Origin of the sequence: Pseudoalteromonas sp. TB64, assembly GCF_000498095.1 — a bacterium.
Lineage (GTDB): Bacteria > Pseudomonadota > Gammaproteobacteria > Enterobacterales > Alteromonadaceae > Pseudoalteromonas.
The window spans coordinates 1-26933 of the sequence record NZ_AUTQ01000260.1 but is presented as its reverse complement, the minus strand read 5'-3'; the positions used below and the strand labels follow the sequence as shown (position 1 = coordinate 26933).

The window sequence follows — 26933 nt, the reverse complement described above, 5'->3', positions numbered from 1 at the left end:
TAACTGAGTTTTTTATCGACAAACTTTGGCTAAAAACTGACTAGATCACAATATATAGTGTTTATTAATTAACATGGCACTATATATGGTTAAAACCGTCAATAGGACTTTGCCAATTAAAATCGGCTTCCCAACTTAAAACTTCGTTAAGACTTGGCACGTAGCCCCAAAGAGCTGAAGCGGTATGCATACCCGCCGCTTTACCTGCTTGAATGTCACGCTGCGCATCACCAATGTACAAACACCGATTTGGTTTTATACCCATTAGCTTTGCACAATGTAGTAAAGGAAGAGGGGAAGGTTTAGCCTCTTTTAGCGTGTCACCACTTATAATAACCTGCGCATTTTTTAATGCTGGAATAGCAGCCACAAGAGGATCAGTTAGAAAACCAGGCTTGTTAGTCATGATCCCCCACTTAATCTTTTTTTGATCAAGCGCAATAAGTAAAGGCTCAACACCTGCAAAACACGTTGTATGTGTTGCTATGTTTTTAGCGTATTCGTCAATTAATTGCTTTATTAGCTGTGTCTGAGGTTGTTCAACCCACTTATCCTTAAAACCAGCCTCTAAAAGCGCAGCAGCACCATTAGATGCTGCAGGGCGGTATACATCACTTGTTACTTCATCTATGTTTTGCGCACGCAGAACTTTATTTAAAGCGGCGCCTAAATCATCAGCGGTGTCTAGCAGGGTGCCGTCTAAATCAAATAGAAATGCATCGTACTCAACAAGGGGTGATTGAAAGCTAGCCATTAAGCTAACTTCTCAAAATGAAGTATGTAATTTACGCTAACGTCATTATTAAGCGTATATTGCTTTGATAATGGGTTATAAGAGAGTCCAGTGCTTGCACGTACTTTTAAACCTGCTTGCTCTGCCCATGCAATAAGTTGTGCAGGTTTTATAAACTTTTTATGGTCATGTGTGCCTTCAGGTACCATTTTTAAAAGTTTTTCAGCACCAACAATGGCATACAAGTACGCTTTAGGTGTTTTATTTAAGGTTGAAAAAAATACATCGGCACCTGGTTTTGCAAGTGCTGCTACTGAATGAATTATAGAAGCAGGGTCGGGTACGTGCTCTAGCATTTCCATACATGTTATTACGTCATAACGTTCTGGATACTGTGCTGCAAATTCTTCTGCAGGTACTTTTATGTAATCTACACTTACGCCTGTTTCTAAACTATGTAATTTAGCAACGTTTAAAGGCTCTTGACCCATATCGATGCCAGTTACCTTTGCGCCCATACGCGCCATGCTTTGGCTTAAAATACCGCCGCCACAGCCTACATCGAGTGTTTCTTTATCAAATAAGCCTTGGGTTTTATTTGCAATAAAGTCTAAACGTAACGGGTTAATTTCGTGAAGAGGTTTAAATTCTCCATCTAAATCCCACCAACGCTCTGCGATGGCTTCAAATTTTGCTATTTCTGCGTGATCTACATTTTGATGTTCGGTCATAAAATACTTCCTCGTCAATCTGGGGCCATTATATAGGGCAAAATTGATAAATCGCAAAGTTTTGCGCCTGTAAATTAAAATTAATTGTGATAGCATAGTTGTTAGCAATAATAACAAATACTCTTGATACCTAATACCGGGTTGTTGAGAGCAGATACTGAAGGAATGTGATATCAATGACTGATCTCGCCCATGGCATTCAGCCGGTCAATATTGAAGACGAGTTGAAAAACTCCTACTTAGATTACGCAATGAGTGTAATTGTAGGGCGTGCATTACCAGACGTGCGTGACGGCTTAAAGCCGGTTCACCGTCGCGTTTTGTTTGCAATGAATGAGCTTAGTAATGATTGGAACAAGCCTTACAAAAAATCGGCACGTGTTGTCGGTGACGTAATCGGTAAGTACCATCCACACGGCGATAGTGCAGTTTACGACACTATAGTACGTATGGCACAGCCATTCTCACTTCGTTATATGTTAGTAGATGGTCAAGGTAACTTCGGTTCGGTTGATGGTGATTCAGCAGCAGCAATGCGTTATACAGAAGTACGTATGGCAAAAATGTCGCATGAATTATTAGCCGATCTTGAAAAAGAAACGGTTGATTTCGTTCCTAACTACGATGGCACTGAACAAATTCCTGACGTTTTACCAACGAAAGTTCCTAATTTATTAGTGAACGGTTCATCGGGTATTGCGGTAGGTATGGCTACAAATATTCCTCCTCATAACTTAACTGAAGTTGTGAATGGGTGTTTAGCACTTATTTTAAATCCTGAATTAACTATTTTAGAGTTAATGGATTATATCCCGGGTCCTGATTTCCCAACAGCCGCTATTATCAACGGTAAAAAAGGCATAGAGCAAGCCTATTTAACGGGTCGTGGTAAAGTGTATATGCGTGCCCGCGCTGAAATTGAAGTAGATGAAAAAACACATCGTGAAACTATCATCGTTCACGAAATACCTTATCAGGTTAACAAAGCACGTTTGATTGAAAAAATTGCGGAGCTAGTTAAAGATAAAAAAATTGAAGGTATTAGTGCACTTCGTGACGAATCAGATAAAGACGGTATGCGTATCGTTATCGAGATCAAACGTGGTGACGTAGGCGAAGTTATATTAAACAACTTATATGCACAAACTCAGTTACAAACTGTGTTTGGTATGAATATGGTTGCTTTAATTAATAACCAACCTAAGTGTTTTAATCTAAAAGAAATGCTTGAAGAGTTTATTATTCACCGTCGTGAAGTAGTAACTCGTCGTACTGTTTTTGATTTACGCAAAGCGCGCGATCGTGCACATATGCTAGAAGGTTTAGCTATTGCACTTGCAAACATTGACCCTATTATCGAACTTATTCGTAACTCACCTACACCTGCAGAAGCTAAAATTGCTCTAACAGAGCGTTCGTGGGAATTAGGCAATGTTAAATCTATGCTTGAAAAAACAGGCGAAGATAATGTTGCACGCCCAGATTGGCTTGCTGCCGATTTAGGTATTCGTGATGGTCAGTACTTTATTTCTGAGCAACAAGCCCAAGCTATTCTAGATTTACGCTTACATAAGCTAACAGGTCTTGAACACGAAAAAATTATAAGTGAATACCAAACGTTATTAGATTTAATTGCTGAGCTTTTATATATTTTGGCAACGCCAGAGCGCTTAATGGAAGTTATTCGCGATGAGCTTGTTGAAATTAAAGCGCAATATGGTGATGAACGTCGTACTGAAATAAATGCAGCGGCTCACGATATCAGCCTTGAAGATTTAATAACTGAAGAAGACGTTGTTGTAACACTTTCTCACGAAGGTTACGTTAAGTATCAGGCATTATCTGATTACGAAGCACAACGCCGTGGTGGTAAAGGTAAATCAGCAACGAAAATGAAAGATGAAGATTTCATTGAACGTTTATTAGTTGCTAATACCCACGATACTATATTGTGTTTCTCAACAGCCGGTCGTTTATATTGGCTTAAAGTGTACCAGNAAGCCAATTGTTAACTTGTTACCACTTGAAGCAGATGAACGTATTACCGCTATATTGCCAGTACGTGAGTACGCAGAAGATAAATACATCTTTATGGCAACTGCATTTGGTACAGTTAAGAAAACACCATTAACGGCTTATAGCCGACAACGTGCAAGCGGTATTATTGCTGTTAACTTAAATGATGGCGATAGTCTGATTGGTGTTGATATTACCGATGGTAGCAACGAAATTATGTTGTTTACTGACGCAGGTAAAGTTGTACGCTTTAAAGAAGCAGAAGAAACAGCTATTGTTGATGAAGACGGTAATGCGGTTGTAGACGAGAACGGTAACCCTGAAATTAAGTTTAAAGGTGTTCGTCCAATGGGTCGTACAGCAACCGGTGTTCGTGGTATTAAAATGCCAGATCAGCAACGTGTTGTATCGTTAATTGTTCCAAAAACCGATGGTGCTATTTTAACGGTAACCGAAAATGGTTACGGTAAGCGTACGCTACTTGAAGATTACCCATCTAAGAGCCGTGCAACACAAGGTGTTGTATCTATTAAGGTGAGTGAGCGTAACGGTGCTGTTGTTGGTGCTGTGCAAGTTGATGACAACGATGAAATAATGATTATTTCTAATCGTGGTACCTTAGTACGAACTCGCGTTAATGAAGTTTCTACGGTTGGACGTAACACGCAAGGTGTTATTTTGATCAGAACTATTGACGAAGAGCAAGTAGTTGGTTTACAACGTATAGAAGAGATTGAAGTTACTGAAAGTGACTTAATCGATATCGAAGACGTTGAGACAGTTGATACGGTTATTGAAGAAGTAGCGGATGATAATCCACCTTCAGAATAATTGAGATTAAAAAAGCGGCTAAGGCCGCTTTTTTTAATGGTATTGAATAAAACTAATGTAGCCTGCTTGTAGATCAATCAGGCATTTATACAAATTGAATTAAAATGATGATCATTTAATTAGGCTAAATAACCTATTAACAGCGTTAAAAATTTTCAAGTAGAAACACTACATATAAAATTTTATTTTCAAAGCGCTGTTTATTGGTCACTATGATTGAACACTGATTTAATGCAATTCGTATTAATTTTGAATTACTGGAATGAGGCAAAGGTAATGAGTAAATATAATTTTTGTGCGGGACCCGCTATGCTTCCGCAAGCCGTTATGCAAAAAGCACAAAAAGAATTTTTAGATTGGCAAGATTTAGGTGTTTCTGTGATGGAAATAAGCCATCGCAGCAAAGACTTTTTAGCACTAACAGCCAAATGTGAAGCCAGTTTACGTCGCTTAATGAACATTAGTGATGAATTTGAAGTCTTATTTATGCATGGTGGCGGTCGTGGTCAATTTAGTGCAGTACCTTTAAATTTACACCAAGAAGGTAAAACAGCCTTTTATTGCGAGAATGGTGTTTGGTCTAAAAGCGCAAGAGATGAAGCGAGTAAATTTACTCAAACATCTTTTACAGATGTGCGTAATGATGCCGATGGCGAGTTTTCAATTAAAGCAGTTGCTGACTGGGAATTACCAGAAGATGCAGCGTACATCCACTATTGCCCCAATGAAACCGTTGATGGCTTAGAGATTTTTGATGTACCGAGTCATCCAACAGCGCCAATTATTGCTGATATGTCTTCAACTATTTTATCTCGCGAAATAGACGTTAATAAATTTGATTTAATCTATGCTGGAGCACAAAAAAATATTGGTCCGTCGGGTATTTCAATTGTTATTGTGCGCAAAACATTACTTGAACGCGAAGGCTTGCCTAAGCCTGGTATTTTAGATTACGCACTTGAAGCAAAACAGGGCAGTATGTTTAATACGCCACCTACTTTTGCATGGTATTTAGCAGCTGAAGTATTTTCATGGCTTGAAAGCAATGGTGGTGTAAAAGCCATGGAAGTACAAAATATTGCCAAGGCTGAATTACTTTATGATTTTATTGATAACTCTGATTTTTACTCAAATATAGTAGCTAAGCATTGCCGCTCACGTATGAATGTTCCATTTTGGTTGAACGATGAAAGCTTGAATAGCAAATTTGTTGCTCAATCAAATGAAGCAGGTTTACTTGCACTTGAAGGACACAGAATTGTAGGAGGCATGCGCGCTAGTATTTACAACGCAATGCCACTTGAAGGCGTTCAAGCATTAGTTGATTTTATGGCTGCCTTTGCAAAGGAAAACAGCTAATGGAACAACTACGTCTAGAACCAATTTCTCGTGTAAATGGCAGTGTGACATTACCTGGTTCGAAAAGCTTATCGAACCGAATTTTGTTATTAGCAGCACTTGCTAATGGCACCACTGTTGTAGAAAACTTACTTGATAGCGACGATATTCGTCACATGCTGGGCGCATTAAAGTTATTGGGTGTTAATGTTACGCTAAATGACGAACGCACTGTAGCGACTGTTGAGGGTGTTGGCGGTGTATTTAAAACACCTAGTGAGCCATTGTTTTTAGGAAACGCAGGAACCGCTTACCGACCTTTAACCGCTGTACTTGCTGCTGTTGCTGGTGAGTATGAGTTAATTGGCGAACCTCGTATGGAAGAACGACCAATAGGGCATTTAGTTGATGCTCTTCAATCGCTTGGTGGTGATGTTACCTATACTAAACATAAAGACTACCCACCACTTAAAATTGTGGGTGGACAAATTAAGGGCGGCTCAGTTGAAATAGATGGCAGTATTTCAAGCCAATTTTTAACCGCATTACTAATGGCTGCACCTTTGTTTAGTGGCGATACAAATATAAGCATTAAAGGCACTTTGGTTTCTAAACCTTATATTGATATAACCCTTGATGTAATGGCACGTTTTGGCGTTAACGTTGAGCACAGTAATTATGCAACTTTTAATGTTAAAGGTGGTCAACAGTATCAATCACTAGATCGTATTATGGTTGAGGGCGATGCGTCTTCTGCTTCTTACTTTGTTGCAGCCGCTGCGATAGCGGGTGGTGAAATTGAGATTAAAGGTGTAGGGGCAAAATCAGTTCAGGGTGATATAGGTTTTGCTAAAGTAATGGAGCAGGTTGGTGCAAAAATAGATTGGTATGATGAGCGTCTAGTTGTCCGTAAAGGAGAATTAAACGGTGTTGATATCGATGCTAATGCAATTCCAGATGCAGCCATGACACTTGCAACGGTTGCTCTATTTGCTAAAGGTCCAACCGCGATTAGAAATATTTATAATTGGCGTGTAAAAGAAACAGATCGGTTGTATGCAATGGCTACTGAGCTTAGAAAAGTAGGTGCTGAGGTAGTAGAAGGACATGATTTTATTGAAATCACACCTCCTAAACACTTCAATGATGTTGCAATTGATACCTACGATGATCACCGTATAGCCATGTGTTTTGCCATGGTTGCCGTAGGCGGTAAGCCAATAACGATTAATGATCCGAAATGTACTTATAAAACATTTCCTACGTTTTTCAATGTTTTAGCATCGGTTAGTGAATAGACTATTTATAAGTATTTATAAAAGTTACATGCTAATAGCAGATCTATTTTAATAACTGACGTATAATATCGCGGTTTATTTAGGTGTGCATCGCAGGAGGTTTAAATGCAGGCGTTATTAATGCCAGTGATCACCGTTGATGGCCCAAGTGGTTCAGGTAAAGGAACTGTTTGTCGCTTGTTAGCCGAGAAATTAGGATGGGATGTATTGGATAGTGGTGCAATTTACCGCGTTTTATCCCTTGCAGCACTCCATCATCAAATAGCATTAGACAATGAAGGGGCACTTGTGCCACTTGCTGCAAATTTAGATGTGCAGTTTTTGGTGGATAGCCAAACTAATGCAGGAAAAGTTATTTTAGAAGGCGAGGATGTAAGTACTACTATTCGTAATGAAGAAGTAGGTGCTGCAGCGTCAAAAGTAGCAGCATTGCCTCGCGTTCGAGAAGCGCTATTACGTCGTCAGCGTGCGTTTCGTACAGAAAACGGGTTGGTTGCTGATGGTAGAGATATGGGCACTGTGGTTTTTCAAGACGCGCCATTAAAAATATATTTAACCGCAAGTGCAGAAGAACGTGCTCGTAGGCGATTTGTTGAGTTGAATGCTCGCGGTCTTGATGTTACACTAAGTGGTCTATTACAGGACATTCAAGCTCGTGATGAGCGCGATATGAATCGTGTCGTTGCGCCGCTTGTGCCTGCAGAGGATGCTATTGAGCTTGATACTAGCGAGCTTAATGCAGAGCAAGTATTTGATAAAGTTATAACTTTACTAGATATTGCTATCTCTGAAGGTAAGCTTCCTAAACGAGGCTAAAACACATTTTATGCGCCAGCAGGATGCCAGTGCTATTTTAACAACCCCATGCAGCATGGTTGCTTATTGGTATTAATAGATGAGACGTATATTCGTATGTCAGAAAATTTTGCGCAGTTATTTGAAGAAAGCTTAAAGGGTTTTGAAGCAGAGCAAGGCTCTATCGTTAAAGGTACAGTAATCTCAATCGAGAATAACATTGTACTTGTAGATGCTGGTCTTAAATCAGAAAGTGCTATCCCTGCTGAGCAGTTCAAAAATGCTGCTGGTGAACTTGAAGTTGCTGTTGGCGACGAAGTAGATGTTGCACTAGATGCAATTGAAGACGGTTTCGGTGAAACTATCCTTTCTCGTGAGAAAGCGAAGCGTCACGAAGCGTGGATCCGTCTTGAGAAAGCATGTGAAGAGCAAGAAACTGTTACTGGTGTTATCAACGGTAAAGTTAAAGGCGGTTTCACAGTTGAAGTTGATTCAATCCGTGCTTTCCTACCTGGTTCACTTGTTGATGTTCGTCCAGTACGTGACACAACTCACCTTGAAGGCAAAGAGCTTGAATTTAAAGTAATCAAGCTTGATCAAAAACGTAACAACGTTGTTGTTTCACGTCGTGCAGTTATCGAATCTGAAAACTCACAAGAACGTGAAGAGCTTCTTGCTAACCTTGTTGAAGGTCAAGAAGTTAAAGGTATCGTTAAGAACCTTACTGACTACGGTGCATTCGTTGACCTTGGTGGTGTTGATGGTCTACTACACATTACAGATATGGCTTGGAAGCGTGTTAAGCACCCTTCAGAGATCGTTAATGTTGGTGACGAAATCGCAGTTAAAGTTCTTAAATTCGACAAAGATAAAACTCGTGTATCTCTAGGCCTTAAACAGCTTGGTGAAGATCCATGGGCAGCTATCGCTGGTCGTTACCCAGAAGGTTCTAAACTTTCTGGTCGTGTTACTAATCTTACAGATTACGGCTGTTTCGTGGAAATCGAAGAAGGCGTTGAAGGTTTAGTACACGTTTCTGAAATGGATTGGACTAACAAGAACATCCATCCTTCAAAAGTTGTTAGCTTAGGCGACACTGTTGAAGTTATGGTTCTTGAGATTGACGAAGAACGTCGTCGTATTTCTCTTGGTCTTAAGCAATGTATTGCTAATCCTTGGCAGGAATTTGCTCGTCTACAGAACAAAGGCGATCAAGTTACTGGTAAGATCAAATCAATCACTGACTTCGGTATCTTTATTGGTCTTGACGGTGGAATTGATGGTCTTGTACACCTTTCAGACATTTCTTGGAATACACCTGGCGAAGAAGCTGTACGTGAATTCAAGAAAGGCGACGAAATCACTGCTATCGTATTGCAAGTTGACCCAGAGCGCGAACGTATCTCTCTAGGTGTTAAGCAAATCGAAGCTGACCCATTCAATAACTACCTTGATGCAAACAAAAAAGGTGCTATTGTTAAGGGTAAAGTGACTGAAGTTGATGCTAAAGGCGCAACTGTTGAACTTATCGAAGGCGTTGAAGGTTACATCCGTGTAGCTGATATCGCTCAAGAGCGCGTTGAAGATGCAACTACTGTTGTTTCTGTTGGCGACGAAATCGAAGTTAAATATGTTGGCGTTGATCGCAAAAACCGCACTTTAAGCCTATCTGTTAAAGCTCTTTTCGAAGCAGAAGAGAAAGAAGTAATAGAGAAGCTTAAGAAAGAAGAGCCAGTGTTTGAAAACGCAATGGCAGCTGCTTTCGCAAATGCACAAAAAGACTAATATATAATTAGTTTTTAGTTGGAAGGGCATTTTTTGCCCTTCCTATATCTCTTTTTAAGGAAACGCTATGACTAAGTCAGAACTGATAGAAACACTTGCGGAACAACACTCACACGTTCCAGTGAAAGATGTTGAGGATGCAGTAAAAGAAATTCTTGAACAAATGGCCGGCTCATTATCTACTTCAGATCGTATTGAGATCAGAGGTTTTGGTAGTTTCTCTTTGCATTTCCGCGCTCCTCGCACAGGTCGTAATCCTAAGACTGGCGATACAGTTGAGCTTGACGGAAAGCATGTACCTCATTTTAAACCAGGCAAAGAATTACGTGACCGCGTAAACGAAAGTATTGCCTAGTTAACTAACTTATTGGAGTAGTTACTTGTTTAAGGTATTAAAAATTATTCTGGTTGCGCTATGCCTTATTAGCGCATTTGTATTGGGTTCTCAAAATCCGCAATTAGTACAAATAAATTATATTATTGCCAGTAATACTTTACCTTTAGCTGTAATAATAAGTATTTGCTTTTTGTTAGGTGTTGTAATTGGATGTTTTATTAGCTTTAAATTGTTCTCGCAACTAAAATGGCAAAATTACCGCTTAAAAAAGCAATTAGCGCCAGAAAAAGACAAAAAAAAGCTTGCTGCTAATAAAGACACCTAACTATGATTGAGCTTTTGTTTTTACTATTACCTATAGCAGCTGGTTATGGCTGGATTATGGGTAAAAACAGTGCTAAAAACCAAGCTCATCAGCTTAACCGTCAGATCACTTCTGAGTATAGTAAAGGCTTAAAGTTTTTACTTGATAGAGAAGAAGATCAAGGTTTAGAGCATTTAATTAATTTACTTGAAGTCTCAGCTGATTCTGTTGAGCACTATTCTACACTTGCCACTATGTTCCGCCGTCGAGGTGAACTAGATCGCGCAATAAAAATCCATGAACTCCTTTTAAAACATCCAAGCTTAAATGAGCAACAAGCCGNCGGGCTTACTTGATAGCGCAGAAGAGCATTTAGTTTGGTTGGTAAAAGCAGGGCATGTTGAAGCACTTGATCCTATTATTACATTGTATTCGCAAACTCGTGATTGGGAAAAAGGCATCAATATGTTTGAAGCCCATAGCGAATTATTCTCTAAAGAACAACAGTTTAAAGCAATTGCCAATTTTTACTGTGAGTCAGCTATTAGCGATAATGATCCGCCTCTCATGAGAAAAGCGATTAGTTTAAACTATAAAGCTATTCGTCCGCTTTATGAGTTGGGCTTAGTTGCTTATACAAAAGAAGATTACGTTAAAGCAATTTATTATTGGCGAGAATTAGTTTGTCAATTTACTTTATTTGCTCCGTTATTTATTGATGAACTTTCGCATAGCTATAAACAATTAAATTTGACGCATCAATTTCATGATTTATTAAGTGACTTGTTAGAAAAAGGTGGTGTATTAATAAAAATAAAACATTGCCAAGCATTGCTTGAACAGGGTCACACAAAACAAGCTTTTGAATTTTTAACAGACAGTTTAAAACGCCAACCTACTATTAGAGGGTTCAGTTTTTTATTGCAGTTAATGGGCGATCAAAATAAAAATAATAAAGAAGTTCTCGATCAAATAGATCATTTAGTTACATCGTATATTGCCACCAAGCCTGACTTCCAATGTCAGCATTGTGGCTTTACTAGTTACACCATTTATTGGAATTGCCCATCTTGTAAACATTGGGAAACCATTGTTCCAAGCAGAGGCTTAGACGGATTTTAATAACCCCATATTAATAACTTTACTGCCATTCATTAGGATAGTTATGTCTTTCGAACACTCAAAAAAAATTCTTATTGCTTTAGATTACGACGATCAACAAACAGCTCTACGCTTTGTTAAGCAACTCTCTCCAGACACATGCCGACTTAAAGTAGGCAAAGAAATGTTTACCTATTTTGGTCCAGCTTTTGTTAAAGAATTAATTGATTTAGGCTTTGATGTCTTTTTAGATTTAAAATTTCATGATATTCCAAACACGGTAGCTAAAGCTGTTACTGCAGCAGCTAAAATGGGTGTATGGATGGTAAATGTACATGCTAGTGGCGGTTTTGAGATGATGAATAAAGCTAAGTTAGCCCTAGAAGAATTCGGCGACGAAGCACCATTACTTATTGCAGTGACTGTTTTAACAAGTATGGATGAAAAAGAATTAAAACGTTTAGGTGTCGAAAAAACACCTCAAGAACAAGTTCTCTATTTAGCTAAACTAGCAAAAGAAGCTGGGCTCGACGGAGTTGTATGTTCAGCACAGGAGGCTGAAATACTTAAAGCACAATTAGGGAAAAGTTTTAAGCTTATAACACCAGGTATTCGACCAGAAGGCAGTGATGCGGGCGATCAAAAACGAATTATGACACCAAAACAAGCTATAGACGCGGGCAGTGATTATTTAGTTATTGGACGTCCGATTACACAATCGGATAATCCAGTTAAAGTGTTGAATGATGTTAATAAATCTATAGGTTAGTTTAACAAAAAGCAGCAATATAGTGCTAAAACCCTTACTTAATGTAGTTATTATGTTACATTAATAAAATAAAATGCAGTAGGGGTTTGTTTTGAAGTTATTTTTTAGCTCTGTAGTTCTTATTATTGCGGGTTTCTCAGTAAACAAGTATGTTTTTTCTAATAAGGCATATGATGGTGTTACAGTCGTAACGGATATGATATCGGCTTATCCAGTCGATATGTTCGATTTTAAACACACAATGCAAAACTATGCACATCACTTATGTTACAAAAACGAAGAAACCTTAAGCTTTCAACATATAAGCGTGGATGAATGTTTATCTAAGCTTGATGCAACAAAGATAGAATGTGAAAGGAAAATTTTTCGTTTAGCACCGCTAAACTTAGAGTCAGAAATAGAAGTTCTTGATTATTCAAGGCAATATACGCAATGTACATTGCCTTATAAATATATTCTAGGTTAGTAACAAACCTTTATAATAAGTAAAATCGGTTACTCAAATTAAGATTTTAAGCGAATGGATTTCGCTTCAATATCTATTAATTCTTGTTTAAATAACCCACCAATTGCTTTTTTATAATTAGCTTTACTGGTTGAAAACATCTTTTTTATTGCTTCAGGATCAGACTTATCACCTAGTGGTATTACACCACCTTCATTTTTAAGCTTTTGCATAATAGTTTCACCAAGGTCACTTACTTTACCCATGCCTGGTTTTTCAAGTACTACGTCAATCTTACCGTCATCACGAACTTTTTGAATGAAACCTTTGAGCTTTTGCCCGACAAATAAGCTTTTAAATACCATATTGTAAAATACAACGCCAAAGTGTGATTCTTCAATTAACACTTTATAACCAATATCAGTTTTACCCGCTACAATTATGTCTACTTCTTGTAAGTGAGTATATTCTGGCTCATCTTTTGACAAAAAGCGGTTAAAGTTGTTTGAAGCACAAATACGTTGGCTTGCATTATCAAGGTACAAGCGTACTAAATAAGAGTGACCTTCTTGCATGCGTGGCTTTTGTTCGTTAAAAGGAGCAAGAACGTCTTTCTCTAAACCCCAATCTAAAAATGCACCAATGCTATTTATTTCTTTAACACGAAGTAGGGCGTATTCACCAACTTGTGCATGTGGTTTTTTAATCGTAGCTGTAGCTAAATTAGCATTATCTAAATATATAAATACACTAATGCTATCGCCAGCTTCTAGCTCATGTTTTATTTCTTGTTTTGGTAAAAAAACCTCGCCTAAATCATGACCATCAAGGTAAGCACCTTCATTGCTCACTTCTTTTACAAATAAGGTTTGTGTTGTTCCAAGGTAACTCATAATTATTCCTGCTCAGGCTTTTTTTTACGGCGCATAGGTGTGTCACCATCTATGTTCATAGGTGCTTTAATTGGGGCAGATGGCTTTTTAGGCTTTGCTTTACGTTTAAATAATGGCTTTTTAACAGCAACTATTTTTTCTTTTTTAAAGGTAGATTCAGGTTTTTTCTCTTTAATCCCTTTAAATTTAGCTTTTAAACCATCAATACTCGCAAAATTTAATTCGTCATTCAAGAATGCTTTTATCGCTAAATAACTAGCCCAATCTTTAGGACCAACAAGTGAGAGTGCATTACCTTTAAAACCAGCACGACCGGTTCTGCCTATTCGGTGAACATATTCTTCGGCGTGTTTTGGTAAATCAAAGTTAATAACGTGCGTTACGCTTAATAAATCTAAGCCACGTGATGCTACATCTGTTGTTATTAATATTTTAAAGTTTTCGCGACTAAACGAGTCCATAATATCGAGACGTTTATTTTGCGTAAGGTCACCCGCAAGCGCTACAGACTTAAAACCTTTAGCGTTAAGGGCTTCACTTAAGCGACTCGTATCTGCTCGTGTTGCAGTAAATATAATACATTGACCTACGTTATCTTGATTCAAAAAGTGTTCAAGTAATGCTTCTTTATGATCAAGGTGGTCGGCTAAATATAAAGTTTGTTTAATATCGCTATGTTGCTCGTTTGCGGCGCTTAATGTAATTTGTTTTGGTTTTTTTAATAAATTACGTGACAGAGCGTCAACTTGAGCATGGTCAAGTGTGGCTGAAAACAATAACGTTTGGCGCAAACGGTGATTAGCTTGCTCGTTAATCATTTTTAGTTGTTCGGTGAAACCTAAATCTAAAATACGGTCGGCTTCATCAAAAATAAGTAACTCTAAGCCACTTAGTTGTAGTGAGCGTTTTGTAATATGATCAGCTAAACGACCCGGTGTAGCAACTACAAACTGTGGGTCATTTCTTAATGCTTTTATTTGATCGTTAAAGTTTTCCCCGCCTAATATTTTTACAGCCTTAATATTTGTGCCTGCAATTAATAAACGAAGTTGTGTAAATACTTGCGTAGCAAGCTCACGAGTAGGAGCAACAATAAGTACACGGGGATCGCGTTTACTGAGTGCTTTTTGTTTCATAACCCGTTGAACAGCGGGTAATAAAAACGCCAAGGTTTTGCCCGACCCAGTTTTAGACTGAGCGAAAATATCATACCCTGCAAGTGCTGTAGGCACTGCATGAGCTTGAATGTCGGTGGGCTGGGTGATCCCTTGATGTGCTAGTTGTGTTTCAAGGCGTGTATCAATCCCAAGATCAGTAAACTGCAATGTGTGTTTCTCCAAAATGAGCAAATTAAGTCTATAAATTTATCAGCGCATTATAGCTTACACAGGTAGGTCGCTAACAGTAAAATGCAAATTATAGGGCTATTTTTTGCATTTAATCTTAAAAAGCGTAAAATACGCGCCCCATATGCGCCGGATTTACGATTCGGTAAATGCCAATTGTGGCAACTAAAAGCAAAATAGGAAATAAGATGACAGCTGTTAATAAAAATGATGTAACAAAGGATCACTTTGTTGTGTGCGCAATGTATAAGTTTGTAGCTTTACCTGAGTATGAAGCACTCAGAAAACCATTACTAGAAGTAATGGAAGCGAACGAAGTTCGTGGCACTTTACTTATTGCTGCTGAAGGTATTAACGGTACTGTTTCGGCAAAGCGTGAAGGCATAGATAACCTCCTAACATGGTTAGGTAAACAACCAAATCTTAATAATATTGTAAGCAAAGAGTCTTATGATGATGAATGTCCGTTCTATCGTACAAAAGTAAAGCTTAAAAATGAAATAGTAACAATGGGTGTTGAAGGGATAGATCCACTTAAAGTAGTCGGTAGTTATGTTAAGCCTAATGAGTGGAATGCGTTAATATCAGACCCTGACGTTATACTTATTGATACTCGTAATGATTACGAGATAGAAATTGGTACTTTTCAAAACGCAGTCGATCCAAACACTAAAACATTTCGTGAGTTTCCTCAGTGGGCAAAAGAAAACTTAGACCCTGAAAAACATAAAAAAGTGGCTATGTTTTGTACTGGCGGTATTCGCTGTGAAAAATCAACTGCGTATATGAAAGAGCAGGGCTTTGATGAGGTATATCATCTTGAAGGTGGTATTTTAAAATACCTAGAAGAAGTGCCAAAAGAAGAAACAATGTGGGAAGGCGAGTGTTTTGTATTTGATAATCGTGTAGCGGTTGATCACGACTTACAAAAAGGCTCTTATGATCAATGTCACGCCTGTCGCATGCCAATCACAGAAGAAGAAAAATTAAAGCCTGAATACATGGAAGGTGTATCTTGCCATCATTGCATTGAAGAAGTAACTGATGAACAGCGCGAACGCTTTGCAGAGCGCCAAAAACAGATAGAGCTCGCGCAAGCCCGTGGTGAAGGCCACATTGGCAGCGAAGCACAGGCAGTTTTACAACAACGTAAAGATGCTAAAAAAGCACATAAAGAAGCTCAGCGCGGTAAATAATACATCACATCAAGTGTGATTATAGAAGAGTCTTTATAGGCTCTTTTTTTTGTATTTAAAATAGTACGTTAATTGTTTTAACCTCTAATTGATAATGTTAATCTGCAAACAATAACCAGTGATTTTAAAGCACTACGCAGGAAGGCATTTATGCAAGCCGAACAAGTTGAAATAGCGCAATTTTTAGCACAACACCCACCTTTTGACGATTTGCCAAATAAAGCACTTAACGAATTGGCACAGCAAGTCGAAGTTACCTATTTTAGAGCGCAAACCGAAATTTTGCACTTTGGTAAAGATATTGCTGATTTGTATGTGGTTAGGAGTGGTTCGGTCGAAATGTATCGTCGAAATGGAGAGCTTTATAATCGCTTATCTGTTGGTGGTATTTTTGGGCAAATGGGATTGTTAATGAACCGCAAAGTTCGTTTCCCTGCAACGGCTCTTGAAGATTCATTAGTGTATTGCATTAATGTGGAATTATTTAATCGTTATTGCGATGAGTTTGACGCGTTTGCTGACTACTTCGAAACCGATGGTAATGTGCGCCTACATCAAGCAATTGTAGAACAAGCCGACAGTAATGACTTAACAACTGCAAAAGTAAAATCGCTTATCCACCGTGATGTAGTGACCGTAAATACAACTTCAACGATTCAAGATATAGCAAAACTAATGACAGAAGAAGCTGTTTCATCTGTATTAGTTACTGATATAAATAAACCCATTAACGACGATCCAGAGGAAGATGATGGACAAGTTGTTGGTATAATTACCGATCGAGATTTACGCTCAAAGGTAGTTGCCCAAGGGCTCGCTTTTGATACTCAAGCACAAGATATTATGTCTACAAACTTAGTGCTTTTAGATGCTAACTCTTACGTATTCGAAGCCGTACTTGCTATGCTAAGAGATAATTTGCATCATTTGCCAGTTGTACAAAAGCGACGTCCTATTGGCGTTATATCGCTTTCTGATATTTTACGCTATGAGTCACAAAGTAGTCTTTTACTTGTACGGGGTATTCTTGCTCAGCAATCAATAGAAGACTTAGCGCATTATGCTCGCCAATTACCCAATGTATTTGTTCGTATGGTTAATGAAGACGCAAATTCACATATGATTGGCACCGCTATGGCCGTTATAGGGCGTACATTTAAGCAACGTCTTTTAGGTTTAGCCGAGGATAAATTTGGTCCAGCACCTGTGCCTTATTGTTTTATAGCATTAGGGTCAATGGCGCGCGATGAGCAATTAATCGTAACGGATCAAGATAACGCGCTTATTTTAGATGATAGTTACGATGATGAAAAACATAACGAGTATTTTCAAAATATTTCAGACTTTGTTTGTGATGGTCTAGCGCAGTGTGGTTACACCTACTGTGATGGAGAAATAATGGCGTCGTTTAAAAAATGGCGTAAAACGCGTTCAGAATGGTTTGACCAATTTGCAGGTTGGATGGCTCAGCCTAAACCTCAAGCTTTACTCAATAGCTCAATATTTTTTGATTTAGATGGCGTTTGGGGTAAAACAAAATGGGCTGATGAGCTTAAAATATTTATAGCTAAACAAAGTAAAATTAACCGCTTATTTTTAGCTAATATGGCATCTAATGCACGAAATAGAACACCACCGCTTGGCTTTTTTAAAGGCTTTGTAATGGAGCATAATGGTCAACATAAGCATTCTATGAACTTAAAGCGAAGAGGGACTGCACCGCTCTCTGACGTTATCCGAGTGCATGCACTTGCGGTTGGTTCACGTAAACAAAATTCGTTCGAACGATTAGAAGATATTATTGAAGCGAATCTGTTACCTGAAGGTAAAGCACAAGACTTACGAGATGCGCTTGAATATATTGCAATGATGAGAATTCGTCATCAAGCATGGCAAATAGAAAAGGGCGAAGAGCCCGATAATAATCTAGATCCACGCCAGCTTTCACCTTTTGAACAACGTAATTTGAAAGAGGCATTTGCGATACTCGAAAAAGCACAAAGCTATTTAAAGTTTAGTTATTCTGCTAACTCAGGTGTTAAATAGGCTATGGTTTTTAAAAAAAGTGCGGTTATAGATTGGTCAACTCGCTATGAACAGCTAATAAATAGTACTGAAAATAAAGTGTTAAAAAACTTTTACTCGTCAGCATTTAATCAACCCTTAGCTGCAATTAAGGATGTTCCTTTTGTTGCAATGGATTTTGAAACTACGGGCTTAAATAGTAAAAACGACGACATAGTCAGTGTTGGTTTAGTGCCGTTTAATTTTCAACGTATTTACTGTAAACACAGCAGACACTGGGTTGTTCAACCACGTCGAAATTTGCATGAAGAATCTATTGTAATACATGGAATAACACACTCAGAAGTTGACGATGCACCTGATTTTAATAGAATTATTGAGCCGTTACTTCAGGCTTTAAGTGGGAAAGTAGTTGTTGTGCATTACGCTGCAATAGAGCGTCAATTTTTAAATAATGCATTATTGTTAAGGCTTAAAGAAGGTATTGAGTTTGCACTTGTTGATACTATGGATATCGAGCGAAAAGCGTTAGAAGCAAGGCAGGGTTTATTAGGTAAGCTATTTAATACAAACCTTGGTTCACTTAGATTAACGCACTGTCGTGAGCGTTATTCATTACCAGCCTATAAAAATCATAATGCTTTAACAGATGCGTTAGCAACGGCTGAATTATTACAAGCGCAGTTAAGCCATCATTACAAATTAGAAACACCCATATCGGAGTTGTGGGAATAGTACCAATCAGTATAAGCATTTGAATAATTTAGCGAATTAAATCACTCTATAACGTCGTTAAATAACCGCATATTTAAGCAAGTTGGTATAACTGACTTTTATTAATAAGTAATAATTTAAATAAAAAAAACGCCGCAAAATTTGCGGCGTTTTTGTAACTTATAGTCTGTATTATTTATTTAGACGGGGTTCTGTTCTTAATCCTAAAATTAAGCTAACACACATAAATAACAACACAATTGTAAATGGTAAGCCGGTTGATACTGCACCCGCTTGTAGTGCTTCAATTGCTTGTGTACCACCAATCCAAAGTAAAGCAGCTGCAATAGCACCTTCAATAGATGCCCAAAATATACGTTGTGGTATAGGTGCATCTATTTTACCGCCAGCAGTAATTGAATCAATTACTAATGAGCCAGAGTCAGATGACGTAATAAAAAACACCAATACTAAAATAACAGCAATTACCGATAAAATGTTCGACATAGGTAATTCATCAAGCATTTGGAACATGGCCATAGGTACATCGGTTAGACCATTAGTACCAAGCGCGCCAACGCCTTGTACAACCTGCTCAATAGCAATACCGCCATAAATCGACATCCATAGCACAGTCACTAATGTAGGAATAAGTAATACCGCAATTAAGAACTCACGAATAGTACGACCGCGTGATACTCGTGCTATAAACATACCTACAAACGGTGACCAGGAAATCCACCAAGCCCAGTAAAACACAGTCCAGCCATGCATCCATGTTTCGTCTTCACGACCATGTGGGTTACTTAACGGGATGATATTTTCTACATAACCCATAAAGGTAGTAGGAATGTTTCCCACAGCAACAGCAAAACCAACTAAACAAACAAATATAAGTAGTGCAAAAGCAATAAGCATATTCACGTTACTGAGTAATTTAACACCGCCATCAATACCACGAACAACCGAGATAATAGCGAGCATTGTTACACCAACAATAACCAAAATTTGCGAGCCAATTCCGCCCTCAAGACCAAATACATGGTTAATACCCGCAGATGCTTGTTGTGCTCCTAAACCTAAAGAAGTCGCAAGACCAAACAACGTGGCAAGTACAGCTAAAATATCGATGATATGACCAGGCCAGCCCCATGCTTTATCGCCTAATATTGGATAAAATATTGAGCGAATAGAAAGAGGTAAACCTTTGTTGTAAGTAAAAAATGATAAAGATAAGCCAACTACAGCATAAATAGCCCAAGGGTGTAGACCCCAATGGAACATTGTAGCGCCCATTGCTAGTTTTGCAGCCTCTGGTGTATTAGGTGTTACGTTCAGTGGTGTTTCGTACCAGCCAGTAAAGTAAGCAACTGGTTCAGCAACACCCCAAAACATTAAGCCTATACCCATGCCTGCGGCAAATAACATAGCAAGCCATGATACGCGAGAATATGAAGGCTTAGCATCATCGCCACCTAAGCGAATTTTACCGTAAGGAGAAACTATAAGTGCTAAACAAAAAATAACGAAGAAGTTAGCAGCCCACATAAATAGGGCATCAAAATTATTAATAATATCGAGTTTTACACCATCAAGTGCAGATTTTGCAGTTTGTGGATCTGTAACGAGAATGGCGACTAAAAAAATGACAATCAGGCCCGCACTAATTCCAAAAACAGGATTATGTATATCAAACCCCCATTTTTGCACATTGTCTTGACCTACGGTGTAGTCCGTATTGTCAATACTATACTTGTCATGATTTTCGCTCATGCAATACCTCTTTTGTTGTCCTAACAAGCCGGTTTACAACCGGGTTCTATCTAATTACATTAATCTTTAAATACAAAGTAAGAATAGATGCTTAATTTTATTTGAAGACTAACTAATTTGAAGCGTGATCATACAGCTACTAGTGTATGAGTTAAATATTAAATGTAAATGATTTTGTACTTAAAACGCTGATATTATAGCCATACTTACGATTTTTTTACTTTACAAAAATAAAAATCAAATTCAGCGAGCATTAAAATTTAGTTTGTTACTTAAAGTAATGGCTACTGTATTAATGTGAAATTAGATCAGTTTTTTATAAATATTTTTTAAATATGTATATTAAGCGTCCTGATTTACACGTTAATAAAAACCTTTAATCAGATTGTAATATGAATATGATTTAACACTACAGTAAGCTATATTTTAACTAAGAATAGACAAAGGACTAAAGTATTACTATGAATTCTCACATTAAAAAAAATTATAATGAGCATGAACTCGCTTATTACTTTAAGTCTGTTCGCAGCCAAAGTATGGCTATTGTAAAAGAGTTATCAGCCGAGGATTGCCAATTGCAAGCAATGCCAGATGCTAGCCCAAGTAAGTGGCACCTTGCCCATACAACGTGGTTTTTTGAAACATTTTTACTCACAGCGCATTGCACTCAATACACTCTATTTAACCCAAAATTTAAAGTGTTATTTAATTCTTACTATAATGGTATTGGCGAGCAGTTTACGCGCGCTAACAGAGGCAGCTTATCTAGGCCAAGTCTAGATGATGTAATTGCATATAGAGAGTATGTTGATAACGCCGTTATTGAATTATTGCAGTCAGACTCCAGCGAAACACTTAAGCAAATAGTTACACTTGGACTTAATCATGAGCAACAACATCAAGAGCTCATGCTTATGGATATTAAATATAACTTTTCGGTTAATCCGCTTTTCCCAACATACGAGTCAGAAAAACCACTCAAATTAACTGATGAGCCTTGTGTAAAGCCAATCAATTTTTTCGATTTTGAACAAGCAATAATTAATATTGGTACAGATGTGGGGACCAATATTAATTTAAAAAGCGAGGCTGAATTTGCTTACGATAACGAGCAACCTAAACACCAAGTGTTAATACACCCATTTAGTTTTGCTAATCGGTTAGTGACTAATGCAGAATATTTAGCATTTATAAACAGCGGTGCTTATAACAACCCTCAGTATTGGTTAAGTGACGGTTGGGCAAATATTCAAACTAATAATTTGAGCCATCCTTTATATTGGCACTGTATAAATGACGAATGGTTTGAATTTACACACTATGGATTACAGCCGCTTAATTTAAATGCACCGGTTTGTCATGTTAGTTACTTTGAAGCAAGTGCGTATGCAAATTTTGCGAATGCACGATTACCGACCGAATTTGAATGGGAATATGCAGCTCAAAATTGCAAGATTGATAGTGCAGAGCAAAACCAACTTATGCCAAGCCCTCATACAGAATCAAATAGCATAGAGCAATTAGCAGATGCATGCTGGCAATGGACAAACAGCGCATACTTACCATACCCTGGTTTTAAACCCATAGAAGGGGTTGCAGGGGAGTACAACGGCAAATTTATGACCAATCAAATGGTATTACGTGGTGGGTGTGTATTTACCCCTCAAAATCATTTACGTAATACGTACAGAAATTTTTATTATCCGCATCAGGCGTGGATGTGTAGTGGAATAAGACTGGCGAAGGATAAAGTATGAGTCAAGTAACAGCAATAAAACAAAGTAATGTAACCGACACTGAATTTTTAAATGATGTTTTAGATGGATTAACTCAACAACAAAAAACACTTCCGTGTAAATATTTTTATGATGACAAAGGCGCTGCGTTGTTTGAACAAATAACAACCCTGCAAGAGTATTATGTAACACGCACTGAGCTTTCTATTTTAGAGGCGTATTCACAAGCAATTGCACAAATGCTCCCTGAAAACCTCTCTATTATTGAACCAGGTTGTGGCTCCGGTAAAAAAGTAGCGTATTTATTAGCGCATATGGCAAACGTAAAAACGTTTGTTCCATTTGAAATATCTGAAGAAATGCTAAGTTATTCATTAGCACATTTATCACCGTTGTTTCCTGAACTCGCCATTTCACCTTTATTAGGTGACTTTACACATAGCCAAATGGTCAAGCAGTTAACTAAAGATACCGCTTTAGACAGCCAAACTAACTTGGTGTATTTTCCAGGCTCTACACTTGGTAACTTTTCACCTGTTAAAGCCATCGAAATAATGAGTAACTTTCACCGGTTATGTGGTGTAAATGGTTATGTGTTAATAGGGATTGATTTAGTAAAAGAGCGCCAAGTATTACTTGATGCTTACGATGATAAAGCTGGCGTAACCGAAGCATTTAATAAAAATTTACTTGAGAGAATTAATAATGAGTTAAATGCAAATTTTGATTTAACTCAATTTGGGCATCAATCACGTTTTAACGAAGTACATAGCAAAATAGAAATGCACTTAGTTAGCATGTGCGACCAATCAGTTACTATTAACGCTCAGCAAATAGACTTTAAAAAAGGTGAGAGTATTCATACTGAAAACTCACATAAGTATACCGTAGAGTCGTTCACAGAGCTTGCTGGGCAAGCAGGGCTTACATTACAAAATACTTGGCAAGATGATCAAGGTTATTTTGCTTTGTGCTTATTAAGACCCGCATAAGGCTTCATATTCACTTAAATAAACATGCTCTAATAAACCAGTACTCGGCTTTTGTTTAACGCATAGTTAAGCAAAGCGCCACTGGCTGATTGCTGAATAAGTAAACCCGACTTTAAACCGGATAGTCTAAAAACGACTTGGGCAATAACAGATACGGCTGAACCTGTCGCACTGTCTTCATTTACACCAAATTGCGGCGCAAAATAGCGAAAGTAGACATTAGACTGCTGCGTATTAGCACTTTTTATTTGCATAATAATTACCGCGTTTTTTTGTGATTGCTCAATAGCATTAATATCAACATCAAGATTTTTTAAATCTACTTTTTCATCTATTAAAATCACCGTATAGCCATTTTTAGGTGCAGTTTTAAACGCAGCTTTAATAGGCGTATTAATAATACTTTGCAGTAATTTATCAGCAGCAAATGTAGTGGCATTAATTGTTAGTAGCTCAAGTTGTGCGGCGGCGCGTTTAACCTTAATTGAAAATCGTTCGTTACTATTTGAAATAAACACTTTAGGGCAATAAGGTTGAGATTCTAATAAATAATTTGCTGCAGCGAGCGTGCCGTGTCCGCAGCGTTTAATTTCATTAAGTTGATTAAACCAGCGAATTTGACACATGGGTTTGTTTGTATTAGCTTTGTTTAAAAATACGGTAGCAGGGTGATGAGTTGCTGCGGCAATGCGCTGCATCATTTTTGAGGTTAAACCGGTCTTATAAATAACAATTAATGCGCTAGAGCCGCTTAAGTTATTTTTTTTGTATGAAAAAACAGTTCGCTCTGAAATATGAAAAATAAAACGCTGCATAAATAAAAATGATTTATGCAGCGTACAATTAACGCGTTTAGCCTTTGCTTGCATAGGCGTCGTTATGAATACCTGCAGCACGACCTGAAGGATCTGCATTATTTTGGAACGATGCGTCCCATGCAAGTGCTTCAGGAGTTGAACACGCTACCGACTTACCATGCGGTACACATTTAGCCGATGCATCACCTGGGAAGTGAGATTCAAAAATTGAGCGATAGTAATATGCTTCTTTAGAATCTGGCGTATTAATAGGGTATTTAAATTTCGCATTTGCAAGCTCTTGATCGCTTACTTGCTCATTTACAAACTCTTTTAATGTATCAATCCAGCTGTAGCCTACACCATCAGAAAACTGCTCTTTTTGACGCCATAAAACTTCATCAGGTAAGTAGCCTTCAAAACCTTCACGTAAAATGTGTTTTTCAATTTTACCATCTTTACACATTTTAGCTTCAGGGTTAATACGCATAGCAACATCAACAAATTCTTTATCAAGGAACGGAACACGTGCTTCTACGCCCCATGCTGCCATTGATTTATTAGCGCGTAAACAGTCAAACATATGAAGCTTTGATACTTTACGATTTAGCTCTTCATGAAACTCTTGTGCGTTTGGTGCTTTATGGAAATAAAGGTAGCCACCAAATAGCTCATCAGCGCCTTCGCCCGACAACACCATTTTAATGCCCATCGCTTTAATTTGGCGAGCCATTAAGTACATTGGTGTTGATGCACGAATAGTTGTTACATCGTAGGTTTCTATGTGGTAAATCACCTCACGTAATGCATCAATCCCTTCTTGAATTGTAAACAAAATAGGGTGATGAATAGTACCAATCATATCTGCTACTTTTTGAGCCGCAGCTAAATCAGGTGAACCTTCAAGACCAACAGAGAAAGAATGTAGTTTTGGCCACCAAGCGTCGCTTTCATCGTTGTCTTCAATTCGTTTTGCAGCAAAGTTTTGTGTAATTGCCGAAATAACAGATGAGTCTAAACCACCAGAAAGTAGTACACCGTAAGGTACATCACACATTAGTTGGCGTTTTACAGCGGCTTCTAATGCTTCTTTAACATCTTCTGATTTTGCACTGTTATTTTTAACTGCATCAAAGCTTTCCCAGTCACGCTTGTAATAAGGCGTAACTTTACCATCTTTACTGTACAAGTAATGACCTGGAGGAAATTCTTCAATATGTTTACAAATTGGCGATAACGCTTTTAGCTCTGAGGCAACATAAAAGTTACCGTGCTCATCGTGACCAGTGTAAAGCGGAATAATACCGATATGATCGCGACCAATTAGGTAAGCGTCTTGTTCTTCGTCATATAAACAAAATGCAAAAATACCATTTAGGTCATCTAAAAAGTCAGGACCTTTTTGCTTATAAAGCGCTAAAATAATTTCACAGTCTGATTGAGTCTGAAAAGTAAAATCTGTTTCTAAATTAGCAGCTAGCTCTTTATGATTATAAATTTCGCCATTAACCGCTAAAATATGGGTTTTTTCTGGATTATATAAAGGCTGTGCACCACTTGATACGCCAACAATGGCTAAACGTTCGTGCACTAAAATAGCTTTTTCAGATGCATATACACCAGACCAATCCGGGCCACGGTGTCTAAGCAGTTTTGACATTTCAATTGCTTGGGTACGCAACTGAGCGGGATCAGATTTAATATCTAATACCCCAAAAATTGAACACATAGTAACTCCTCATTCCTATTATGTGTGCAGTAGAGCCAATTTGCTGTACTGCGAAACCTTGTTTTATCAGAAAAAATTACTCAAGTCACACTGCTTTTACAATTAATTAAGAATAATTTATGCACCAACGTGAAAATTGGTGCACCAAAGCGGTTAGTGTGTGGTTCCGGCGGCTATTTTAACATCAACATCATTGCTCAAAGCTTGCGCTATTATCACTTTAAGTGCGTTTATAACGGTTTCTTCACTCATACTGGGTGCACCGTGGTGGTGCACTGCTTGGCTCGGTAAATAAGGAATATGTACAAAGCCGCCTTTCATATTTGTGTAGTGCTCATTAATGTAATGCATAAGCCCATACATTACATGGTTGCAGACATACGTACCGGCTGTATTTGAAATTGCAGCAGGTATATTACTGTTATGTAATGCTTGCAGTACGCGTTTTATAGGTAGGTTAGTGAAATAGGCATCAGGACCATTTTTTTCTATAGGAATATCGATAGGTTGATTACCTGCGTTATCTTTTATGCGAGCATCATCAATATTAATTGCAATACGCTCAATTGATATTTCACTGCGTCCACCAGCTTGTCCAATACATATAACCACTTTGGGATTATGCGACTCTATTGCTTGATGAAGCTCTTTGATAGAAGTATTAAACTCACACGATAACTCAAGAGTACAAACACGGTGTTTCATAATGATGCTTTCATCGAGTTTTTGCACTGCTTGCCATGACGGGTTAACTGTTTCGCCACCAAATGGAGCAAAGCCGGTGATTAAAACACACGGCATTGAAGAAGTTGATTTAGTCATTAAACACCACGCTATACATTAAAATAATATTGACGACGAGAAGAGTAATCGCCGTAGGAATTTGTACTTTTATTACATGATACTTATCTTTTAAGTCTAATAATGCCGCAGGAATGATATTAAAATTAGCTGCCATAGGGGTCATTAAAGTACCGCAATAGCCGCTATACATACCCAGAGCAACTAAAGGTGCAGGGCTTGCGCCGTGACCCTCTATTAAAAATGGCATCGCAATACCTGCCGTCATTACCGGAAATGCAGCAAACGCATTACCCATAATCATGGTAAAAAACGCCATTCCCACACAATATAAAACAACCAACAGAAAGCGGTTATCAGGCGCGATAAACAAAGTAACTAATTCTTTGATTGAATCGCCTGTTTGCGCGACGATAAATACACCGCCGAGCATGGCTAGCATTTGCGG

Annotated in this window: 22 protein-coding genes and 2 pseudogenes; 15 read left to right on the top strand and 9 right to left on the bottom strand. The window is 38.1% G+C overall.

The features are described 5' to 3' along the window. Positions 1–79: 79 nt before the first annotated feature. Together L647_RS0121300 and ubiG are read right to left on the bottom strand one after the other, a co-directional pair. Positions 80–754: an HAD-IA family hydrolase gene (locus L647_RS0121300; RefSeq protein WP_024612806.1), complete on the bottom strand. Its 675-nt coding sequence runs from the start codon at positions 752–754 to the stop codon at positions 80–82. Beyond that, positions 754–1464 carry a bifunctional 2-polyprenyl-6-hydroxyphenol methylase/3-demethylubiquinol 3-O-methyltransferase UbiG gene (gene ubiG, locus L647_RS0121295; protein WP_024612805.1) on the bottom strand — a complete coding sequence of 237 codons (711 nt, stop codon included), beginning with the start codon at positions 1462–1464 and terminating at the stop codon, positions 754–756. Before ubiG ends, L647_RS0121300 begins: the two co-directional genes overlap by 1 nt. Before the next feature lie 176 nt (positions 1465–1640). On the opposite strand from ubiG, the pseudogene gyrA reads away from it, so the two are divergent. The 10 genes and pseudogenes from gyrA to L647_RS0121245 all read left to right on the top strand — a co-directional run bounded on the left by gyrA (position 1641) and on the right by L647_RS0121245 (position 12504). Further along, a pseudogene (gyrA, locus tag L647_RS01000000124780) lies at positions 1641–4311 on the top strand (DNA gyrase subunit A). 276 nt (positions 4312–4587) lie between these two features. Beyond that, entirely contained in the window at positions 4588–5670 is a 1083-nt protein-coding gene (gene serC, locus L647_RS0121285; RefSeq protein ID WP_024612804.1) for a 3-phosphoserine/phosphohydroxythreonine transaminase, read from the top strand. Beyond that, positions 5670–6947, top strand: a complete 1278-nt coding sequence (gene aroA, locus L647_RS0121280; RefSeq protein ID WP_024612803.1) for a 3-phosphoshikimate 1-carboxyvinyltransferase — start codon at positions 5670–5672, stop codon at positions 6945–6947. The genes serC and aroA overlap by 1 nt, the downstream gene beginning before the upstream one ends. A gap of 105 nt (positions 6948–7052) precedes the next feature. Continuing rightward, positions 7053–7763, top strand: a complete 711-nt coding sequence (cmk, locus tag L647_RS0121275) for a (d)CMP kinase (protein ID WP_024612802.1) — start codon at positions 7053–7055, stop codon at positions 7761–7763. A 96-nt stretch (positions 7764–7859) separates the two neighbouring features. Then, complete coding sequence (gene rpsA, locus L647_RS0121270; RefSeq protein WP_008171719.1) at positions 7860–9527, top strand: 30S ribosomal protein S1; 1668 nt, start codon at positions 7860–7862, stop codon at positions 9525–9527. 67 nt (positions 9528–9594) lie between these two features. After that, positions 9595–9882: an integration host factor subunit beta gene (gene ihfB / locus L647_RS0121265; RefSeq protein WP_024612801.1), complete on the top strand. Its 288-nt coding sequence runs from the start codon at positions 9595–9597 to the stop codon at positions 9880–9882. Between the two features lie 25 nt (positions 9883–9907). Further along, positions 9908–10189: a LapA family protein gene (locus L647_RS0121260; RefSeq protein ID WP_024612800.1), complete on the top strand. Its 282-nt coding sequence runs from the start codon at positions 9908–9910 to the stop codon at positions 10187–10189. A gap of 2 nt (positions 10190–10191) precedes the next feature. Beyond that, positions 10192–11290: pseudogene (locus L647_RS01000000124775) on the top strand (lipopolysaccharide assembly protein LapB). 43 nt (positions 11291–11333) lie between these two features. Further along, complete coding sequence (gene pyrF, locus L647_RS0121250) at positions 11334–12038, top strand: orotidine-5'-phosphate decarboxylase (RefSeq protein ID WP_024612799.1); 705 nt, start codon at positions 11334–11336, stop codon at positions 12036–12038. 91 nt (positions 12039–12129) lie between these two features. Beyond that, positions 12130–12504, top strand: a complete 375-nt coding sequence (locus L647_RS0121245) for a hypothetical protein (RefSeq protein WP_024612798.1) — start codon at positions 12130–12132, stop codon at positions 12502–12504. A gap of 38 nt (positions 12505–12542) precedes the next feature. On the opposite strand, the gene L647_RS0121240 is transcribed toward L647_RS0121245, so the two are convergent. Then, a complete protein-coding gene (locus L647_RS0121240; protein ID WP_024612797.1) occupies positions 12543–13376 on the bottom strand; it encodes a S1-like domain-containing RNA-binding protein in 834 nt (277 codons plus the stop codon). A 2-nt stretch (positions 13377–13378) separates the two neighbouring features. Then, positions 13379–14701, bottom strand: coding sequence for a DEAD/DEAH box helicase (locus L647_RS0121235; protein WP_024612796.1), 1323 nt, complete (start codon positions 14699–14701; stop codon positions 13379–13381). A 209-nt stretch (positions 14702–14910) separates the two neighbouring features. On the opposite strand from L647_RS0121235, the gene L647_RS0121225 reads away from it, so the two are divergent. The 3 genes from L647_RS0121225 (at position 14911) to L647_RS0121215 (ending at position 18678) form a co-directional block, all read left to right on the top strand. After that, the gene (locus tag L647_RS0121225) at positions 14911–15918 is read left to right on the top strand and encodes a rhodanese-related sulfurtransferase (RefSeq protein ID WP_024612795.1); all 1008 of its coding nucleotides are present in this window, start codon (positions 14911–14913) and stop codon (positions 15916–15918) included. A 150-nt stretch (positions 15919–16068) separates the two neighbouring features. After that, positions 16069–17964 carry a putative nucleotidyltransferase substrate binding domain-containing protein gene (locus L647_RS0121220; protein WP_024612794.1) on the top strand — a complete coding sequence of 632 codons (1896 nt, stop codon included), beginning with the start codon at positions 16069–16071 and terminating at the stop codon, positions 17962–17964. A gap of 3 nt (positions 17965–17967) precedes the next feature. Continuing rightward, the gene (locus L647_RS0121215) at positions 17968–18678 is read left to right on the top strand and encodes a 3'-5' exonuclease (protein WP_024612793.1); all 711 of its coding nucleotides are present in this window, start codon (positions 17968–17970) and stop codon (positions 18676–18678) included. A gap of 171 nt (positions 18679–18849) precedes the next feature. Here the strand turns inward: L647_RS0121215 and L647_RS0121210 are convergent, their stop codons facing one another. After that, on the bottom strand, positions 18850–20430 hold the full coding sequence (locus tag L647_RS0121210; RefSeq protein WP_024612792.1) for a BCCT family transporter: 1581 nt from the start codon (positions 20428–20430) through the stop codon (positions 18850–18852). A 461-nt stretch (positions 20431–20891) separates the two neighbouring features. Between L647_RS0121210 and egtB the strand changes: the two genes are divergently transcribed. Together egtB and egtD are read left to right on the top strand one after the other, a co-directional pair. Then, positions 20892–22187, top strand: coding sequence for an ergothioneine biosynthesis protein EgtB (egtB, locus tag L647_RS0121205; protein WP_024612791.1), 1296 nt, complete (start codon positions 20892–20894; stop codon positions 22185–22187). Further along, positions 22184–23158, top strand: a complete 975-nt coding sequence (gene egtD, locus L647_RS0121200) for an L-histidine N(alpha)-methyltransferase (protein WP_024612790.1) — start codon at positions 22184–22186, stop codon at positions 23156–23158. Before egtB ends, egtD begins: the two co-directional genes overlap by 4 nt. Positions 23159–23187: 29 nt before the next feature. Here egtD and L647_RS0121195 read toward each other — a convergent pair whose 3' ends face one another. From L647_RS0121195 to L647_RS0121180, 4 genes are all read right to left on the bottom strand, one after another. Continuing rightward, positions 23188–24027, bottom strand: coding sequence for a PhzF family phenazine biosynthesis protein (locus L647_RS0121195; protein ID WP_024612789.1), 840 nt, complete (start codon positions 24025–24027; stop codon positions 23188–23190). Further along, entirely contained in the window at positions 24011–25684 is a 1674-nt protein-coding gene (gene asnB / locus L647_RS0121190; RefSeq protein WP_024612788.1) for an asparagine synthase B, read from the bottom strand. The genes L647_RS0121195 and asnB overlap by 17 nt, the downstream gene beginning before the upstream one ends. A 153-nt stretch (positions 25685–25837) precedes the next feature. Next, positions 25838–26506, bottom strand: a complete 669-nt coding sequence (pcp, locus tag L647_RS0121185; protein WP_081707005.1) for a pyroglutamyl-peptidase I — start codon at positions 26504–26506, stop codon at positions 25838–25840. Then, a partial coding sequence (locus L647_RS0121180; RefSeq protein ID WP_024612786.1) for a DUF979 family protein occupies positions 26499–26933 on the bottom strand: 435 nt, incomplete at its 5' end. The genes L647_RS0121180 and pcp, both read right to left, overlap by 8 nt.